The 18364-nt window shown below is 61.6% G+C and carries 18 protein-coding genes; 4 read left to right on the top strand and 14 right to left on the bottom strand.

The features are described from left to right. Window positions 1-12: 12 nt before the first annotated feature. Window positions 13-162 carry a pyocin activator PrtN family protein gene (locus ACILRC_RS03000; protein ID WP_395667864.1) on the top strand — a complete coding sequence of 50 codons (150 nt, stop codon included), beginning with the start codon at window positions 13-15 and terminating at the stop codon, window positions 160-162. A 271-nt stretch (window positions 163-433) separates the two neighbouring features. Here the strand turns inward: ACILRC_RS03000 and ACILRC_RS02995 are convergent, their stop codons facing one another. Together ACILRC_RS02995 and hemN are read right to left on the bottom strand one after the other, a co-directional pair. Further along, window positions 434-1159 carry a sulfite exporter TauE/SafE family protein gene (locus tag ACILRC_RS02995; protein ID WP_395667857.1) on the bottom strand — a complete coding sequence of 242 codons (726 nt, stop codon included), beginning with the start codon at window positions 1157-1159 and terminating at the stop codon, window positions 434-436. Window positions 1160-1168: 9 nt separating this feature from the next. Next, the gene (gene hemN, locus ACILRC_RS02990) at window positions 1169-2563 is read right to left on the bottom strand and encodes an oxygen-independent coproporphyrinogen III oxidase (protein WP_395667856.1); all 1395 of its coding nucleotides are present in this window, start codon (window positions 2561-2563) and stop codon (window positions 1169-1171) included. Between the two features lie 115 nt (window positions 2564-2678). Here hemN and fnr point away from each other — a divergent pair, with 115 nt between their 5' ends. Then, the gene (gene fnr, locus ACILRC_RS02985) at window positions 2679-3476 is read left to right on the top strand and encodes a fumarate/nitrate reduction transcriptional regulator Fnr (protein WP_395667855.1); all 798 of its coding nucleotides are present in this window, start codon (window positions 2679-2681) and stop codon (window positions 3474-3476) included. Window positions 3477-3503: 27 nt separating this feature from the next. Here fnr and ACILRC_RS02980 read toward each other — a convergent pair whose 3' ends face one another. From ACILRC_RS02980 to ACILRC_RS02945, 8 genes are all read right to left on the bottom strand, one after another. Beyond that, on the bottom strand, window positions 3504-3788 hold the full coding sequence (locus tag ACILRC_RS02980; RefSeq protein WP_395667854.1) for a FixH family protein: 285 nt from the start codon (window positions 3786-3788) through the stop codon (window positions 3504-3506). Between the two features lie 32 nt (window positions 3789-3820). Beyond that, complete coding sequence (ccoG, locus tag ACILRC_RS02975) at window positions 3821-5287, bottom strand: cytochrome c oxidase accessory protein CcoG (protein ID WP_395667853.1); 1467 nt, start codon at window positions 5285-5287, stop codon at window positions 3821-3823. Window positions 5288-5310: 23 nt separating this feature from the next. Continuing rightward, complete coding sequence (ccoP, locus tag ACILRC_RS02970) at window positions 5311-6225, bottom strand: cytochrome-c oxidase, cbb3-type subunit III (RefSeq protein ID WP_395667852.1); 915 nt, start codon at window positions 6223-6225, stop codon at window positions 5311-5313. Window positions 6226-6254: 29 nt separating this feature from the next. Beyond that, window positions 6255-6398 carry a cbb3-type cytochrome oxidase subunit 3 gene (locus ACILRC_RS02965; protein ID WP_395667851.1) on the bottom strand — a complete coding sequence of 48 codons (144 nt, stop codon included), beginning with the start codon at window positions 6396-6398 and terminating at the stop codon, window positions 6255-6257. An 18-nt stretch (window positions 6399-6416) separates the two neighbouring features. Then, window positions 6417-7037: a cytochrome-c oxidase, cbb3-type subunit II gene (ccoO, locus tag ACILRC_RS02960; protein WP_395667850.1), complete on the bottom strand. Its 621-nt coding sequence runs from the start codon at window positions 7035-7037 to the stop codon at window positions 6417-6419. Between the two features lie 14 nt (window positions 7038-7051). Next, window positions 7052-8488, bottom strand: coding sequence for a cytochrome-c oxidase, cbb3-type subunit I (gene ccoN, locus ACILRC_RS02955; RefSeq protein WP_395667849.1), 1437 nt, complete (start codon window positions 8486-8488; stop codon window positions 7052-7054). 98 nt (window positions 8489-8586) lie between these two features. Beyond that, a complete protein-coding gene (gene ccoS / locus ACILRC_RS02950; protein ID WP_395667848.1) occupies window positions 8587-8724 on the bottom strand; it encodes a cbb3-type cytochrome oxidase assembly protein CcoS in 138 nt (45 codons plus the stop codon). A gap of 9 nt (window positions 8725-8733) precedes the next feature. Beyond that, window positions 8734-11151: a heavy metal translocating P-type ATPase gene (locus ACILRC_RS02945; RefSeq protein WP_395667847.1), complete on the bottom strand. Its 2418-nt coding sequence runs from the start codon at window positions 11149-11151 to the stop codon at window positions 8734-8736. Between the two features lie 104 nt (window positions 11152-11255). Between ACILRC_RS02945 and ACILRC_RS02940 the strand changes: the two genes are divergently transcribed. Next, window positions 11256-11699 carry a universal stress protein gene (locus ACILRC_RS02940; protein ID WP_395667846.1) on the top strand — a complete coding sequence of 148 codons (444 nt, stop codon included), beginning with the start codon at window positions 11256-11258 and terminating at the stop codon, window positions 11697-11699. 26 nt (window positions 11700-11725) lie between these two features. On the opposite strand, the gene ACILRC_RS02935 is transcribed toward ACILRC_RS02940, so the two are convergent. From ACILRC_RS02935 to lgt, 4 genes are all read right to left on the bottom strand, one after another. Further along, complete coding sequence (locus ACILRC_RS02935; protein WP_395667845.1) at window positions 11726-12868, bottom strand: FIST signal transduction protein; 1143 nt, start codon at window positions 12866-12868, stop codon at window positions 11726-11728. A 100-nt stretch (window positions 12869-12968) separates the two neighbouring features. Beyond that, complete coding sequence (locus ACILRC_RS02930) at window positions 12969-14561, bottom strand: malonyl-CoA synthase (protein WP_395667844.1); 1593 nt, start codon at window positions 14559-14561, stop codon at window positions 12969-12971. A gap of 99 nt (window positions 14562-14660) precedes the next feature. After that, entirely contained in the window at window positions 14661-15689 is a 1029-nt protein-coding gene (locus ACILRC_RS02925) for a Bug family tripartite tricarboxylate transporter substrate binding protein (RefSeq protein ID WP_395667843.1), read from the bottom strand. Window positions 15690-15740: 51 nt separating this feature from the next. After that, the gene (lgt, locus tag ACILRC_RS02920; RefSeq protein ID WP_395667842.1) at window positions 15741-16547 is read right to left on the bottom strand and encodes a prolipoprotein diacylglyceryl transferase; all 807 of its coding nucleotides are present in this window, start codon (window positions 16545-16547) and stop codon (window positions 15741-15743) included. Between the two features lie 119 nt (window positions 16548-16666). On the opposite strand from lgt, the gene ilvD reads away from it, so the two are divergent. Beyond that, window positions 16667-18361 carry a dihydroxy-acid dehydratase gene (gene ilvD, locus ACILRC_RS02915; protein ID WP_395667841.1) on the top strand — a complete coding sequence of 565 codons (1695 nt, stop codon included), beginning with the start codon at window positions 16667-16669 and terminating at the stop codon, window positions 18359-18361. Window positions 18362-18364 lie beyond the last annotated feature (3 nt).

Below are 18364 nucleotides of genomic sequence, written 5' to 3'. Positions count from 1 at the left end.
CGCAAGGTCGCCTTGGGCGACATCAAGATCGCGCTGACCCGGATGGAGCCGGGCTCCCAGAAGGGTGCCAAGGGCGTGCACGTGGCCGACCTTGCGGAGTACATTGATGCACGAAGGGCAGCCGCGGTAAAGGAAGCCAAGCAGCTCGCCGGTGCTACGTGAGTGCTACAAAGACGGAGCCCAATCAGATTGATCGTTGATCTGATTGGGTTTTTTTCTATCTGTCGATACGGTCCATCATCGGCGCCACGCTCAGGCGCCAAGCCGAAATGCCTACATCATGCTGGGGACGGTCTCGATGTTCCATGTGTGGATTGCTTGTTCGTCCCAAGCTTACCCGCGAAAGCCACATTTCCAACGGAACCGACAAACCCTTTTGCCTAGACGGGCACGCTGCGAATGCGACCCACACTGACACGAACTGTCAGCGCAACTATGTCGTCACGCACCATGGCGCGGTGTTGTGTACCAAGCCCATCCAGATGGCCCACAGCGCGCTGGCGGCCAAGGCCGCACCGGCGAGGCGCACGCCCCAAGCGCCTTGTGCTGCGACCTGCTTCGTGCCTTGGATGCGGGCAAACCCAATCGCCTGCGTCGCATCACCGCGCAGCCTGAGCCAGAGCCAGGGGCCAATGGTCATGGTCACGCTGGTACCCAAGGCGAAGAGTGCCATCACCAACGCGCCCTGGACTACACCGCCAGCCATGGCCGCCAGGAGCACCGCCGAGTACAGCAGGCCGCATGGCAACAGCGCCCACAAGCTGCCCATCAGCATCGGGGTGCCGCCAGCTCCCAAGCCCAGCGCCTTGGCCCGCGCCCAAACGGCCCGGCCCGCCGACTCCAGCCACACCGGCTGCTGGGCCCGCCATAGCAGCACCAAACCCAGCACCGCGACAGCCACATGGAACAGCGTCCAGACCGGCCGCAAGGCCGCAGATTGCACCGTGAGCCAACCCAAGGCGTCCATAGACGCTGCGGCCAAGCCCCCCAACACCGAATAACCCAGCACACGCCCCAGCTGAAAACCCAGCAAGGCACTATTGCGGCGCGGCCCTGCAGCGCGGGCCATACCACCACACGCAGCACCGCACATGGCCACGCAGTGCGGCCCGCCGGCCAAACCCATGAGAAGCGCCGTCAGCGCCAAAGACCATTGCATCGGGCGATGCTAGATGATCTTGGAGAACTTGGCCCGGGTGCGATCGGTCTGCAAATAGCGGTCAAACACCATGGCCACGGCGCGCACGAAAAACCAACCTTTTTCTGTCACTTGAATGCCAGCCTCATCGACGACCACCAAGCCCTGCTCGGCTTGGGTTTGTAAGGCGGCAATCTCGGCTGCGAAGTAACTCTTGAAATCCATGAGGTACGACAGCTCCACCGACTCGAACTGCACATGCCCTTGGCACATCAGCGCCATGATGACGCTGCGGCGCACCAAATCGTCGCGCGATAGGGCTAGGCCACGTGCCGTGGGAAATTGTCCGTGGTCCAGGGCGTCGTAGTACTCCTCCAAAGTTTTGGCGTTTTGGCTGTAGGTGGCACCGATGCGGCCGATGCTGGACACACCAAGGGCGATCAGGTCGCAATCCGGCTGGGTGCTGTAGCCCTGGAAGTTGCGGTGCAGCCGGCCTTGCCGCTTGGCCACGGCCAACGCATCTTCGGGCACCGCAAAGTGGTCCATGCCCACGTACACATAGCCTGCGTCCATGAACCGGTGCATCGAGCGTGACAACATCGAAATCTTGGCGCCGCCGCTGGGCAGCTCCACGGTCGCAATGCGGCGTTGGGGCTTGAAGCGTTCCGGCAGGTGGGCGTAGGCGTACAAGGCAATGCGGTCGGGACGCAGCTCCACGACCTGCGCCAGTGTGCGGTCAAACGACTCGGGCGACTGCTGCGGCAGGCCGTAAATCAAGTCCACATTGATCGACTCAAAACCACGTTCCCGTGCTGCAGCCACCAGCGCGAAGACCTGCTCGGCCGGTTGCACGCGGTGCACTGCCTTCTGGACAGCGGGGTCGAAGTCCTGCACCCCAAAACTCAGGCGGTTGAAGCCCAGGCGGGCCAGGGTGTCCAGACGGCCCACATCGATGGTGCGCGGATCGACCTCGATGGAGTACTCGCCACCCGGTGCAAAGCTGAAGTTGCGCTTGAGCATGGCCATGAGCGCGCCCAGCTCGTCGTCGTTCAAAAAGGTCGGCGTGCCACCACCCAGGTGCAACTGGCTGACCGACTGGCCCAAGCCGATGCGCTGCGTGTGCAAGTCCACCTCGCGGCCCAGATAGCGCAGGTACTCGCTTGCCTTGTCATGGTGTTTGGTGATGATTTTGTTGCAGGCGCAGTAGTAACACAGCGACTCGCAAAACGGAACGTGCACATACAAGGACAACGGCTGTGCAAAGGCGGCCGCAGCGCTGCGGCGCTGCTCCAGCGCGCGTGCGTAGTCTTCGGGGCCAAACGCCTCGACAAAGCGGTCTGCCGTGGGGTACGAGGTGTAGCGTGGGCCGGCGACGTCGTAGCGGCGCAAAAGGTCATCGGTTACAAGGTCGGCGGCAGATTTCATGGTCACTCCAGAGCGGTTGGCACACTGTCTCCCAAAACCTGTTTTCCGCATTTGATGTGCATCAAGCTTGTTTTGCGCAGCAAGGAACATAATTGACGCGCATCAGGAAACAAATATGCAGGACCACACCACCAGCAAATCCGGCGAGGGCCATGCGTCCATTGCCATCCACACTGAGCACATTGCCGTCAACATGCATCCCAAAGCGATCAAGGTGGCGTGTTCCAACTGCAATTTGCGTGAGCTGTGTATGCCGCTGGGTCTGAGCCCGTCTGAACTTGAAAAAATCGACGACGTGGTGGCAAGCCGGCGCAAGGTCAAGCGTGGTACGGTTTTATTTCGCAACGGCGAAAAGTTCACCAGCCTGTACGCGATCCGCACCGGTTTCTTCAAAACCTGCATCGCCTCCGAAGACGGTCGCGACCAAGTCACAGGTTTTCAGATGGCCGGTGAGATCGTTGGCTTGGATGGCATCGTCAACGACCACCACACCTGCGACGCCGTGGCGCTGGAAGACGCCGAGGTCTGCGTCATGCCCTTTGACCGCATTGAAGAGCTGTCGCGCGAGGTCACTTCGCTGCAGCGCCATGTGCACAAAATCATGAGCCGCGAAATCGTGCGTGAGAACGGTGTGATGCTGCTCTTGGGCAGCATGCGCGCCGAAGAGCGTTTGGCCGCGTTCTTGCTGAACTTGGTGCAGCGACTGCATGCGCGGGGTTTTTCGCAGTCGGAGCTGGTGCTGCGCATGACGCGCGAAGAGATTGGAAGCTACCTGGGCCTCAAGCTAGAAACGGTGAGCCGAACATTCTCCAAGTTTGTCGAAGACGGCATCGTTGAAGTCAAGCAGCGCCATGTGCGCATCGTCAACACCGAGGCCCTCAAGGACATCGTCAACCCCAAAGTGTGCAACTAACGCAGCCGTTCCACAGGCTGCGCCGAATCAGGGCGCGCTGGTGGGCGCAACCACACCGGTTTGTGCGTGGTTTCGGGCCTTCATTGCGGGTGCCAGGCTCTTGGGGTCGTCGGCCAGAGACTGGTTGATCGCCATGCCCTTTTGGTAGTAGTTTTCGTCGAGCACCGGGTCGGGCCGGGTCATTGCCAGATACAGGGTGACGAAGCTGGCAAGCACCACCACCAGCGGCCCAGATACCACCAACCATACGTGGCCGAACTTCCACCACGGCAAGCCGTCCGGTGCGGATGGGGGCGAAGTGACATCAGACATAGAAACTCCTGGATTCAAAAGGGTTAGGCGCTTCAGCGCGGAACAATAAACACCGACTTTTCCGCGACCCGGGTCTGCCCGTCCTCGCTCTCGACCACGAACTCCATAGGGTGCGATCCGGCTTGGGCATTTTCATACGGCAGTTGCACCCGCACTGCGACCCAGCGCGATTCTGTTGGCGCAATCGTCACCGCGCCCTGCGACGCCAGCGCCAAGCCAGGCATGCCCTGCGCAGAGATATTCACTTGCTGCAGGGTTTCAGTGGCATTCATGATCTGCAAACGGTAGACGTTTTCAATGTTGCCGCCGGACACGATGCGTGCCAAAGCACCGCGGTCGCGCTCCACGTCCACCCGAAACGGTGGCCGCAACACCAGGCTCACCAGCATCGCCAGCACCACAGTGCCCAAAATGGCGGTGTACACCAGCACCCGCGGGCGCAGCACGTGGCGCAGGATTTGGCTGCGACTCCAATGCTGCTGCACCGCGTTTTCGGTGGAGTACTTCACTAAACCGCGCGCGTAGCCCATCTTGTCCATCACCGTGTCGCACACGTCGGCGCAGGCACCGCAGCCAATGCACTCGTACTGCAGCCCGTTGCGAATATCGATGCCGGTGGGGCACACCTGCACGCACAGGCTGCAGTCCACGCACGCGCCCAGGTTCAAGCCTAACGGGTCCGCCTTTTTGGAGCGTGCGCCACGCGGTTCGCCGCGTTGTGCGTCGTAGGTGACGATCAGCGTGTCCTTGTCGAACATGGCGCTCTGGAAGCGCGCATACGGGCACATGTGTTTGCACACCTGCTCGCGCATGAAGCCCGCGTTGCCGTAGGTTGCAAAGCCGTAAAACAAAGACCAAAAGGTTTCCCAAGAACTGAGTTGCAGTTGCACCAAGGCCCGCCCCAGATCCGCGATCGGCGTGAAGTAACCCACGAAGGTAAAGCCGGTCCACAGGGCAACAGCCAACCACATCAGGTGCTTGGCGGTCTTGCGGCCCAGTTTTTCGGCAGTCCACGGACCGGCATCGCGGCGCATGCGGGCAGCGCGGTCGCCCTCAGCCTTCTTTTCAAGCCACAGAAAAATCTCGGTGTATACCGTCTGCGGGCAGGCGTAACCGCACCACAGGCGACCCGCAACGGCGGTGAACAGAAACAGCGAGAACGCCGAAATGACCAGCAGCCCGGTCAGGTAGATGAAGTCCTGCGGGTACAGAACCAGGTTGAAGATGTAAAAGCGGCGTGCCCCGAGGTCGAACAAGACCGCCTGGCGCTGGCCCCACTCCAGCCACGGCAAGCCATAGAACACCAGCTGGGTCAAAAACACCATGCCCCAGCGCCACTGCGAAAAACCACCCGAGACACTGCGCGGGTAGATTTTTTTGTGCGCCTCGTAAAGCGAAATCATCTCGGCATCGGCACCGGGCGGCGGCTCGATCGGCCCCTTGTCTGGCGACGGGGCGATCGCGATGACTTTGCGGCCCGGTGGTTGTGCAGATGCCAAGCGGTGCTCCTAGACTGGCCGGCTTACTGCTTCGCAGTCGCGTTGTTCGACAGGCCCCAAACGTACGAGGTCAGCACATGGATCTGGGCCTCAGTCAGCTTGCCAGCTTGCGCGGGCATGGCATTGACTTTGCCGTTGACCACCATGTTGGTGATAGCGGCCTCGCCGTAGCCATGCAGCCAGATATCATCTGTCAGATTGGGCGCGCCCAGCGCGATGTTGCCCTTGCCATCGGCACCGTGGCAAGCTGCGCAAACGGCAAACTTTGCTTTGCCCAAGTTGGCGCGGACCGAGTCGTGCGGGCCACCCGAGAGGCTCAGCACGTACTGGGCGACATTCTTCACGTCGTCAGCGCCACCGACAGCCGCGGCCATCGGAGGCATCTGACCGATGCGTCCGTTGACCAGGGTCTCGGCGATCTTGTCGGGCGTACCACCGTGCAACCAGTCTTTGTCGGTGAGGTTGGGAAAGCTTTTGGCGCCACGCGCATCCGAACCATGGCACTGGGAGCAGTTGTTCATGAACAGGCGCTCGCCAATGGCCTTGGCCTGCGCGTCTTTGGACACATCTTCTGGGGGCATCGCCATGAATTTGGCGTACAGGGGTGCGACCTCGTCATTGCCCTTGGCCACTTCTTTTTCGTACTGGGCCTGCGAGGTCCAGCCGGTAGAGCCGGCAAAGGCGCCCAGGCCCGGGTACAGGTACAAATACACCGCACCAAAAACAATGGTGATGATGAACAAGCCCACCCACCAACGCGGCAAGGGGTTGTTCATTTCGCGCAGGTCGCCGTCCCAGACGTGGCCGGTGGTGTTGTCGTTGGCGGTCATGGCCTTGGCTTTGCCGCTGAACCACAGCAGCAAACCACAGGCTGCAATGGAGATGATGGTCAGACCGGCCACATAGACCGACCAGAAACTGCTTGTGAAGTCACTCATGATGGTTCCTTGTTCGCATGGTGGGGCGCTCAGTCCTGCTCAAACGGCAGGTTGGCGGCCTCGTGGAAATCGGCGCGGCGCCGCTTGGACCACGCCCAGACCCAGATACCGATAAAGACTGCAAAGCTCACCACAGTGGCCAGTGAGCGCAGGGTGTTGACGTCGAGTTCCATACATTGGGCTCCTTGCGTTTACTTAAGCGCCAAGCCCAGAACCTGGAGGTACGCGATGGTGGCCTCCAGCTCGGTCTTGCCTTTGACTTCGGCAGCTGCGCCTGCAATTTGCGCATCGGTATAGGGCACACCCACCTTGCGCAACGCACCCATGTGGGCCGCTATCGTGCCGTCATTAACTGGGGTGGTCGCAAGCCAGGGGTAGGCCGGCATGTTGGACTCGGGTACCACGTCGCGCGGGTTGATCAGGTGAATGCGATGCCATTCGTCGCTGTACTTGCCGCCCACGCGCGCCAGGTCCGGTCCGGTGCGCTTGCTGCCCCACTGGAACGGGTGGTCGTAGACCGACTCACCCGCCACCGAGTAGTGGCCATAGCGCAGTGTTTCGGCACGGAAAGGGCGGATCATCTGCGAGTGGCAGTTGTAGCAGCCCTCGCGGATGTACACATCGCGTCCTGCCAGTTGCAGCGGCGTGTAGGGCTCTACCCCCTTGATGGGCTGGGTGGTGGACTTCTGGAAGAAGAGCGGCACGATTTCGACCATGCCGCCTGCGAGCAGCACCACCAAAATCAGCACGATCATCAGGAAGTTGTTGGTCTCAATCTTTTCGTGAGACAAGCCGGAGGTTTGCTTGGCCATGGTGTTCTATCCTTTTAAGCGTGTGCAACCGTGGTGGGCACATCAACGTGCACGGCGCGGCCGCGGGAGACGGTCATGAAGGTGTTCCACAGCATGATGAGCATGCCGCCAAAGTACAGCAGACCACCCAAGAGGCGCAGCACATAGAAGGGGTAGGTGGCCTTCACGCTTTCCACGAAGGTGTAGGTCAGGGTGCCATCGGCGTTGATGGCGCGCCACATCAGGCCTTGCATCACACCGGCAATCCACATGGCAGCGATGTAGATCACGATGCCGATGGTGGCGGTCCAGAAGTGCACCTCAATGGCCTTGACGCTGTACATCTGCTTTTGGCCAAACAGCTTGGGGATCAGGTAGTACATCGAGCCCATGGTCACCAGACCCACCCAACCCAGGGCACCGGAGTGCACATGGCCCACGGTCCAGTCGGTGTAGTGGCTCAGCGCGTTGACGGTCTTGATGGACATCATCGGACCTTCGAAGGTGGACATGCCGTAGAAGGACAGGGACACGATCAGGAAGCGCAGGATCGGGTCATCGCGCAGCTTGTGCCAAGCACCCGACAAGGTCATGATGCCGTTGATCATGCCGCCCCAGCTGGGTGCCAGAAGAATCAGTGAGAACACCATACCGACCGACTGCGTCCAGTCCGGCAAGGCGGTGTAGTGCAAGTGGTGGGGACCAGCCCACATGTAGGTGAAGATCAGTGCCCAGAAGTGCACGATCGACAGGCGGTAGCTGTACACCGGACGGCCCGCCTGCTTGGGGATGAAGTAGTACATCATGCCCAGGAAACCGGCGGTCAGGAAGAAGCCCACCGCGTTGTGGCCGTACCACCACTGCACCATCGCGTCTTGCACGCCAGCGTAGGCGGAGTAGGACTTCATGAGGCCTGCAGGGATGGCTGCGCTATTGACCAGGTGAAGGATCGCGACCGCTAGGATGAACGCACCAAAGAACCAGTTGGCAACGTAAATGTGACGTACCTTGCGGGTGCCAATCGTGCCGAAAAACACCACCGCAAAAGCCACCCAGACCACCGTGATGAGGATGTCAATGGGCCACTCCAACTCTGCATACTCTTTGCCCGAGGTAAAGCCCAAGGGCAGCGAGAGCGCCGCGCAAAGAATCACCAGTTGCCAACCCCAAAACGTAAAGGCCGCCAACTTGTCGCTGAAGATGCGCACCTGGCACGTGCGCTGCACCACGTAGTAGGCAGTGGCAAACAAGCCGCAGCCACCAAACGCAAAGATCACCGCGTTGGTGTGCAGCGGCCGCAAGCGGCCATAGCTCAGCCACGGAATGCCGAAGTTGAGCGCGGGCCATGCCAACTGTGCCGCAATGATGACGCCGACCAGCATGCCGACCACGCCCCAGACCACCGTCATGATGGCGAATTGCCGAACGACGGTGTCGTTGTACCGATCGGCCTGCCTGTTTGGAAATTCCATAGTTACCTCTTCGTGTAATGGGCTAGGTGAAGTGTCTTTGCGAGATACAGCGCAGAGGTTGACCAAAGTCAAACGCGACGCACATTGATCGAACTTCTTTACGAGTCCTTCAAGATCCGTTGTCCTTCGGACTCGATGTCTTCAAACTGCCCGCGGTCAATCGCCCACCACAGGCCCGCGAGGATGAAAAACACCAAGACCACCGAGAGCGGAATCAACAAATACAAAATGTCCATGGTCGGTCCTTAGTTAGAGGGCAATGGGGATGCCAGACGCAGCGCGTTGACCACCACCAACAACGAGCTGGCCGCCATGCCCAGCCCCGCAAGCCACGCAGGCAAAAAGCCCAGCATGGCCAAGGGCACGCAGGCGGCGTTGTAGAGCAGCGCCCAGCCCATGTTTTGGCGCACCACGTGCATGGTCTTGCGCGCCAGCAACACGGCGGCCACCACCGATGTCAACTGGCTGCCAGACACCACCAAATCCGACTTGGCTTGGGCCAGAGGAACAGCGTTGCCAAAGGCGAAGGACACCTGCGCACCCGCCAACACCGGTCCGTCATTGAGGCCATCGCCCACCATCGCGACGCGGTGTCCGTCGCGTTGCAGCGCCCGCAGCACCGCCAGCTTGTCTGCAGGCGAGCAGCCGCCCCGCACATGGGAGGTGGTACCGGCTGTGCCAGCCTCGGTGGGCGCGCTAGCGCACAGCGCTGCGACAGGCCCGATAGGCCCAACTTGCCTGTCTACAAAACCTAAGGCGGCGGCTACGCGCGCCACCGACGCCTGGCCATCGCCCGAGAGCAGGTGAACATCAACGCCTGCAGTGCGCAGCGCCTGAAGCGCCTCCAACGCGTGTGGGCGCAACTCCTCTTGCAGCACAAAGGTGGCAAGCCAACCTCGATCGTCGGCCAAGTGAATGCACAACTGATCTCCGGTGTCGGGCGGCACACCACAGAAAGCAGCAGAGCCCAGGCGCATGCGCACCGCAGGCCCCGCGCCAAGAAACAGTTCGCCTTGCAGCCCCGCGCCCGGCGTTTCCACCACGCCATCGCAATGCCACCCACTGATCGCGCTTGGCGCTGTTTGAACGGCGGCGCGGACCAACGCGCGCGATGCAGGGTGCAGCGAATGCGCTGCCAGGGCCGCTGCCATGTGCAACACCTGCTGCGCATCGCTGCCTGCGCGGCTGCGCACGCCATCCAAACGCATGGCTTCACTGGTCAAGGTGCCGGTTTTGTCAAACACCACCGTATCGATGGTGGACAGCGCCTCCAATGCGCGCAGGTTGCGCACCAACACGCCCGAGCGGGCCAAGGCGCCGGCAGAGGCCAGCATGGCCGCCGGCGTGGCCAGCGAGAGTGCGCAGGGGCAGGTCACTACCAGCACCGCCACCGCAACCATCAGCGCGTGACCCGGGTCGGTAGGCCACCACCAGATGCAAGCGAACACAGCGGCCAGGAGCACCACCACCAAAAACGGCTTGGCGAGCCGGTCTACCAACTGTGCGCTGGCAGGCTTGGTGCTGGCGGCGCTTTCCATCAGGTCCACAATTTGCGCAAAGCGTGTGCCCTCGCCTACCACCTGCACCCGCACCAGCACGGTGGCTCCCAGGTTGTGGCTGCCTGCCACCACGGACTCACCTACACCCCGTCGCAGGGGCCGGGACTCACCGGTCAACAATGACTCATCCACGTCGGTCGCGCCATGCTCCAGTACACCGTCCGCGCAGAACGCCTCACCTGGATGCACCCGAATGCGGTCGCCCACCGCCAGGCGGCGGGCAGCCACCCTTTCGAAGTGGCCTGGTGTAGTTTCGCGCTCCACACTGTCGGGCAGGCGGTTCATCAGCGCTTCCAACGAGCCTGCAGTGCGGTCGCGCAAACGCAACTCCAGCCAACGCCCGGTCAACAGAAAAAACACAAACATGGTCAAGGAGTCGAAGTACACCTCCTTGCCAAAGATGCCTTGGGGCTCAAAGGTACCAGCGGTACTGACCGCAAAGGTGATGGCGATGCCCAGCGCCACTGGCAAGTCCATGCTGATGCGACCGTGGCGCAGGTCCCGCAGGGCGGCGCGAAAAAACGGCCCGCAAGAAAAAAGAATCACCGGCAAAGACAGCACCCAAGAGGCCCAGCGCAGCAGTTGCTCCATTTCCGTCGACAGGTCCCCGGGATGCGCAACATAGGCCGGGTAGGCATACATCATCACCTGCATCATGCACAGCCCAGCCACCAGCCAGCGCCACAGAGCTTTGCGGGTCTCGATCTGGCGACGCTCCTTGGCAAACAGGTCGTTGGCAGGGGTGGCACGGTAGCCGGCCTGCTGCACCGCCTGCATCCACTGCGAGGGCGTGGCCGCATCCGATGACCAGACGATGCGCGCACGTGCACTGGCTGCGCTCACCCGCGCGCTGATCACCCCGGGTACCGCTTGCAACGCCGCTTCGATGTCCAGCGAGCAGGCAGCGCAAAACATGCCCTCAACCACCACATTGGACTCCCAGCACTGGGGTTGGCTGGGTAATGCCCGACTGAACGCAGACCACTCGAGGGGGTCGTCCAGCAGGCGCAGCGCGTCTTCGCTGTACGGCGCAACTGTCGGCCGCACCGGTGGCGCGGACGTCGGCTCCGGTACTGCGGCAGGGTCCAGTGAGGCGGTGAACATGGCGCGAGTGTGCGCCCCACGGTATGGAGCAACCTTGATACACATCAAGACACGGCCGAGAAAGCAGCGTAACCTGCAACACCACAACAACCAAGGAAGCCACCATGTACCAACGCATCCTCGTCGCAACCGACGGCTCCAAACTGTCCAAGAAGGCCACCACCAGCGCCATCGCCTTAGCAGCCCTGTGCGGTGCAGAACTCACCGTGGTCAAGGTGGTGGCCCGCTACCCGCAAAGCTACTTTGAAGGTGGCGTGGCACTGTCCAACTTGGATGTGTCGGCGCTGGAGAAAGAATGGGTCGATGTCGCGCAGGCCGAAGTCGACGCGGTCAAGAAGGCTGCCGCACAGCGTGGTGTTCAGGCCAAGTCGATCGTGGTCAAGTCCGCGGTGGTGTCAGAAGCCTTGTTGGCAGCTGCCAAAAAGCACCAAAGTGACCTCATCGTTATGGCATCCCACGGCCGGAAAGGTATCAAGCGGCTGCTTTTGGGCAGCGAGGCACAGCATGTTCTTACCCATGCCAGCGTGCCGGTGCTGATCTTGAAATAAGCGTGCGCCCTTTCAGGGCGTCTCTTTCACTGCGCCTCGGAGAGGCAAGTGATGGTCATCGTTTGGTTGTGCAGCTCGCAGGGTGCGCTAGGCCCATGCGGTCCCATTTCCGCGTAGGCATACAAGCCGGCAAGTGTGACCTTGGGCCCCAGCACCCTGGCAACCGCTTCCAGCTCTTCGTTCACGCGCCCGCCCATCACCAACTTGCGTCCGACACAACTTACCAGCAGGGCCAGACCAGCGGCATCCGAGCCGGGCGTCTGTTCCTGCGCTGCACGAGCCGCTGTCGCCGCGCCATCGACCAAGGCGTCGGCACTGGCGTGCATCAGCCGCAGGTAACCGTTAGGGTCAATCTCGCCGGCCAGAGTCATGCTGCCGCGCTGCTCGTCTACACCCAGGATGGTGCGTATGAGCCCGACCTCGTTGTGGTCTTGGCCCAACATGGCAAAAGGAAACAACAGGCCAGACGAGGGCAGCGCCTTCGCATGCTGGCCAAGGTAGCGCTTGTAGACCGTTAGCGCCGGCTCGCCATCGAGTTCGAGCAACAGATTGTTGTCGCAACGGGTCACCTTGCGCGCTGGCCCGAAAGGTGACCATCCTCCAAATGAGCCACGCGACACCTGCAGGGCCTCGCCATACAGGCCCACGCAGGCAATGCGCTTGTCGCTCACGCCCTGGTTGTCAAGCACCCAGGTTTGTCCGAACGCAACCCCGTCGCCAGCCAAGCCTCCACCGACTTGCACGCCCGGCTCCAGCGATTCGACCAGACCGGCCAACACCGCGCTGCCATTGATCTGCACGCCCTGCCCTAACACCAACACCGCACGCAGGCCCTGCGGTGGCAGCTGTTGGGCCAGTCGCTGTCCGGCGGCGCGCGAGTCGACCATGCCATCGAGCTCTGTACTGGCTTGACGCACTTGCACATGGTCAAAGTGCAAAGCCGTCACCACCAAGGTGCCGTCGCTGACGCCTTGGCTTGAAATTTCACCTGCAGTAGAGCAGCCCAGGCGCTGCGCGCCGCTGAAAGCTTCGGCCAAGGCCGGGGCACTTTGGAACAGTATTTCTGGGGCGCCAAACACCAGAACGCACTGCGGTTCGCAGGTAGCAAGGGCTGAAAAATCAGCCGCCTTCAAGGCGCCACTGTGGAAAGTGGCCTGTTGAACTTGCATCGGGATGTTCCTTGTCGGCCGCAAAGCCTTTGCTGGAAATAATACGCTCGAAACGATCCAACGCCGAACAAAGTTATGCCGCAGCGCAGTGTGGCATCAGTTAGCGCGCAGCGTACCGGTCCCGCAGGACGTTTTTTTGCACTTTCCCCATGGCATTGCGGGGGAGCTCGTCCACCACATAGCAGCGCTTGGGCACCTTGAAGTTGGCCAAAGTGGACTTCAAGCGCGCGACCAGCGCCGCACTATCCAGCGACGTGCCAGGCTTGGGCACCACGACGGCGACACCCACCTCGCCAAAATCAGCATCCGGAACACCCACCAGCGCGCTCTCGGCAACGCCCTCGATGGCATTGATGTAGCCCTCGATTTCGGCTGGGTACACGTTGTAACCCCCGCTGATGATGAGGTCCTTGCTGCGCCCCACAATGGTCAGGTAGCCGTTGGCCGCGATGGTGCCTACATCGCCTGTCTTGAAAAAGCCGTCGGCAGTGAACTCTTGGGCGGTTTTGTCGGGCATGTTCCAGTAGCCGCGAAACACGTTGGGGCCCTTCACTTCGATGCCACCAATTTCTCCGGGTGGCAGTGTGCCGCCGCCCTCGCCTGCGATACGCAACTGCACGCCGGGAAGCGGCTTGCCCACCGTGCCACCCAGGCGCTCGCCGTCGCTTAAGCGGCAGGGGTTGGAGGTGAGCATGACGGTTTCGCTCATGCCGTAGCGCTCCAAAACTGCATGTCCCGTGCGCTCCTGCCATTGCACAAAGGTGTCCAGCAGCATCGGCGCAGAACCGGACACAAAGAGGCGCAAATTACGCACTGCGGCCCGGTTCAGACCGGCCTCAGCCAGCAGCCGCACGTACATGGTTGGCACACCCATGAATACGGTCGCCTGCGCCATCTGCGCCAGCACGGACTTGGGATCGAACTTCGCGCACCACAGCATCTTGCTGCCATTGATAAGCGCGCCGTGGATGGCGACGAACAAGCCATGCACATGAAAAATCGGCAATGCATGGATCAGCACATCACCGCCCTGCGCATCACTGCGCCAATCCCAGTAGTCCTTGAGTACCAGCGCGTTGCTGCGCAAATTGCCATGCGAGAGCATCGCACCCTTGCTCCGGCCGGTGGTGCCGCTGGTGTAGATGATGGCGGCGAGGTCTTCGTCTTTGCGCACAGCCACCTGGTGCTGCCGGGAACACTGCGCGGCACGCTCCAGTAAGGAGCCGGTACGGTCGTCGTCCAAGGTGAACACATAGCGGGTACCGGACTGGAATGCGAGCTTGCTCAACCAGCCGAAATTGCGAGCCGTACAGACCACCACGGCCGGCTGTGCGTCGGCCACAAAGTAGGCCATCTCTGCGCTTTGGTAGGCGGTATTGAGCGGCAGGTACACCAACCCAGCGCGCAGCGTGGCCAGGTACAGCACCAGGGCTTCGACCGACTTCTCCACCTGCACCGCCACCCGCGACGAGGGGGGCAAGTCCAGCGACTCCAGCAGATTGGCCACCATCGCAGTGGCATCCATCAGGTCTTGCCAGCTGTAATGCAAACCGGTGTCGGTCTGCACCGCGCAGCGCTGGGTGTCGGTGGGAAACTGCGCCAACAAGGCGGCGAACAGGTTGGCGTTGTCGGCTTCGTCAAGGCCAGGGTTGCACGCCGAACCGGGCGTACCAAGGTGCGATGTCAGGTTCATGGCTCGTCATCTGTCAGTTAAGGAGCCCAGTGGGCCAAGGGCGCCCATGGGCCAAACGAATCGCTGGCGTGCGCCCGCAGGCACACACCGCGCCCGGAATCAGTCCAGCTTGGCGCCAGAAGACTTCACGACCACCGCCCAGCGCTTAACCTCGGCGCTGACAAAAGCGGCAAACTGTGCCGGGCTGAGGCGTCCGAACTCGGCACCGTTGTTGGCCCAGGCAGTTTTGATCTCGTCGGCGGCTGCTGCCTTGTTGACTTCTTCGATCATGCGCGCCTGCACATCTGCCGGGGTACCCTTCGGAGCCCACAGGCCGTACCAGGTGGTGACGGTGTAGTCCGGCAAGCCCAACTCTGCGGCGCACGGCACGTCCGGGAAGGCCGGGTTGCGCTTGGCGCCCGAGACCATCAAGGCCTTGATGCGACCGCCCTTGATGTGGGCGGCCGAGGAACCCAAACCATCAAACATCATGTCGATCTGGCCACCCACCAAGTCGCGCAGCGCCGGTCCAGCCCCTGTGTAAGGGATGTGGGTGATAAAGGTTTTGGTTTGCAACTTGAACAACTCGCCAGCCAAATGGTGTGAGGTGCCCGTGCCCGCCGATCCGTAGTTGAGCCGGCCCGGGTTGGCCCTGACCTGTGCCAAAAAGGCCTTGTAGTCACCCGGCACGTTCTTGGGGTTGACCACCAGCACCTGCGGCACATTGGCCAACAAGGCTAACGGGATGAAATCCTTCTCGATGTCGTAGTCCAGCTTGGGGTACATGCTGGGTGCGATAGCGTGGTGCACCGCGCCCATAAAGAAGTTGTACCCGTCAGGCGCAGCGCGCGCGGCCAGGCCCGCACCCAAAGTTCCTCCAGCGCCGCCCTTGTTATCAATTACCAGCTGGGTGCCAGTGGCTTTGGAGAAGTACGCCGACCACGGACGGGCAAACGCGTCGGTACCGCCTCCCGCCGGGAAGGGCACCACCAAGTTGACGGGTTTGGCGGGCCAGCGGGCCAGCGCCTGCGCCTGCGCCTGCGCACGCCACGGCGCTGCCGCCAAAGCCACCCCGGCAGCCACTGCGCTCAGCACCTGGCGACGACGCAACGCGGTCACACCAGATCCAAAACTTGTCTCTTCTTGCATATCTGTCTCCTACTTTATTGCTATACAAAAACCACTGACACATCGCACCAACTACCCACTGCGACGGCCTGCCCAGAGCCAGACCGCCAGACCCAATGCCACCATCGGCACACATAACCACTGACCCATGCTCAGGCCCAGTGAGAGCAAACCGAGGTAGGCATCGGGCTCACGAAAATACTCAGCGATAAACCGCAGTACACCGTAGCCCACCAAAAACGCAGCGGCCACCTGCCCCCGTTTCGGTCCGGTGCGAGCATAGAGCCACAGCACTAGAAACAACAAAATCCCTTCAAGGAGGAATTGGTACACCTGCGACGGGTGGCGCGGCATGGGCCCGGCTGCCGCAAACACCATGCCCCACGGCAGCGTGGGGTCCGCAACCCGTCCCCACAACTCGCCGTTAATGAAGTTACCCACCCGCCCCGAGGCCAGTCCAGTGGGAACACAGGGCGCAACAAAATCCGCAACTTGCAAAAACGGCTTCTTGCGCGAGTAGGCAAACCACAGCATCGCCACCACCACGCCGAGCAGTCCGCCGTGAAAACTCATGCCACCCTGCCAGACCGCAAAAATCTCCAGGGGGTGCGCCGCGTAGTACGCCGGCTTGTAAAAGAGGCAGTAGCCTAGGCGGCCACCCAGCACCACGCCAAGCACCCCGAGAAAGAGAATGTCTTCAACGTCTTTGAAGCGCCAGGCAGCAGCACCAGAGAGTCCTGCGTAGGGAGCATGCCGCAAACGGCGGTATCCCAAATACATGAACAAGCCAAACGCAACCAGGTAGGTCAGTCCGTACCAATGCACGGTCAGTGGACCCAATTGAATGGCTACGGGATCGATGTGCGGGTGTATCAGCATGCCAGGCATTGTGCCCGCAAGCAGCCAAGTCCCAAGCCTGTCCGGGGCGATGCGGGTCATGTAAAAATAGCCTGCACCCGGTGGCACCAGCCCCCATAGACATACCAAGAGACAACACCATGGACACCAAGCCTGTCATCCTCAACCCCCGCAGCAAAAACATCACCGAGGGAAAGTCCCGCGCACCGAACCGGTCCATGTACTACGGCATGGGCTACGCAGAGAGCGACTTCAAAAAACCCATGGTGGGCGTTGCCAATGGCCACAGCACGATCACACCGTGCAACAGCGGCTTGCAGCGGCTGGCAGATGCGGCGATTGAAGGTATCAAGGAAGCCGGTGGCAATGCGCAGGTTTTTGGAACACCCACAATTTCCGATGGCATGGCCATGGGCACCGAAGGCATGAAGTACTCCTTGGTCAGCCGCGAGGTGATATCGGACTGCATCGAAACCTGCGTGCAAGGCCAGTGGATGGACGGCGTGCTGGTGGTGGGCGGCTGCGACAAGAACATGCCAGGCGGCCTGATGGGCATGCTGCGCGCCAACGTGCCGGCTATCTATGTATATGGCGGCACCATCTTGCCGGGCCACTACAAGGGCAAAGACCTCAACATCGTCAGCGTGTTCGAGGCCGTGGGCGAAAACGCCGCCGGACGCTTGAGCGACGAAGACCTGCACCAGATCGAACTGCGCGCCATTCCCGGCACCGGCTCCTGCGGCGGCATGTACACCGCCAACACCATGAGCTCTGCCTTCGAGGCGCTGGGCATTTCGCTGATGTACTCCAGCACGATGGCGAATCCGCACGACGAGAAGATGAACTCCGCCAAGGAGTCGGCCAAGGTGCTGATCGAAGCCATCAAAAAAGACATCAAGCCGCGCGACATCGTGACCCGCAAGTCGATTGAAAACGCAGTGGCCGTCATCATGGCCACCGGCGGCTCGACCAATGCGGTGCTCCACTTTTTGGCCATCGCCCATACGGCAGGGGTGGAATGGTCCATCGACGACTTCGAGCGCGTACGCAAGAAAACGCCGGTACTGTGCGACCTCAAACCCAGTGGCAAGTACCTAGCCGTAGATCTGCACCGCGCCGGCGGCATTCCGCAAGTGATGAAGACCCTGCTTGCCGCTGGCTTGCTGCATGGCGACTGCCTGACCATCACTGGCCAGACGGTTGCCGAGGTGCTCAAAGACATTCCGGAGGTGCCCCGCGCCGACCAGGATGTGATCCGGCCGATCAACAACCCGATGTACGCCCAGGGCCACTTGGCCATCCTCAAGGGCAACCTGTCGCCTGAGGGCGCGGTGGCCAAGATTACCGGCCTGAAGAACCCCGTCATGACTGGTCCGGCGCGCGTGTTTGATGACGAGCAGTCCGCACTGGCTGCGATCCTTGACGGCAAAATCGTCGCTGGCGATGTGATGGTGCTGCGCTACCTGGGCCCCAAGGGTGGGCCTGGCATGCCGGAAATGCTGGCACCTACCGGCGCCTTGATTGGCGCTGGCCTGGGCGAAAGCGTGGGGCTGATTACCGATGGCCGCTTTTCGGGTGGCACCTGGGGCATGGTGGTGGGCCACGTGGCGCCAGAGGCAGCTGCGGGCGGCACCATAGCGTTCGTGCAAGACGGCGACCGCATCACCATTGATTCGCGCGCCCTGCTGCTGGAGCTGCACGTGTCAGACTCCGAGATCGCTGCACGCCGCGCCGCCTGGACCGCACCCAAGCCGCGCTACACCCGCGGCGTGCAGGCCAAGTTTGCCTTCAATGCGTCCACCGCCAGCAAAGGCGCGGTGCTGGACAACTTCTAAACG

Origin of the sequence: Rhodoferax sp. (genome assembly GCF_044236835.1) — a bacterium.
Taxonomy (GTDB): Bacteria; Pseudomonadota; Gammaproteobacteria; order Burkholderiales; family Burkholderiaceae_C; genus Allorhodoferax.
Note: the sequence above shows the minus strand (reverse complement) of the source record. Positions and strands in the feature narration are given on the sequence as shown.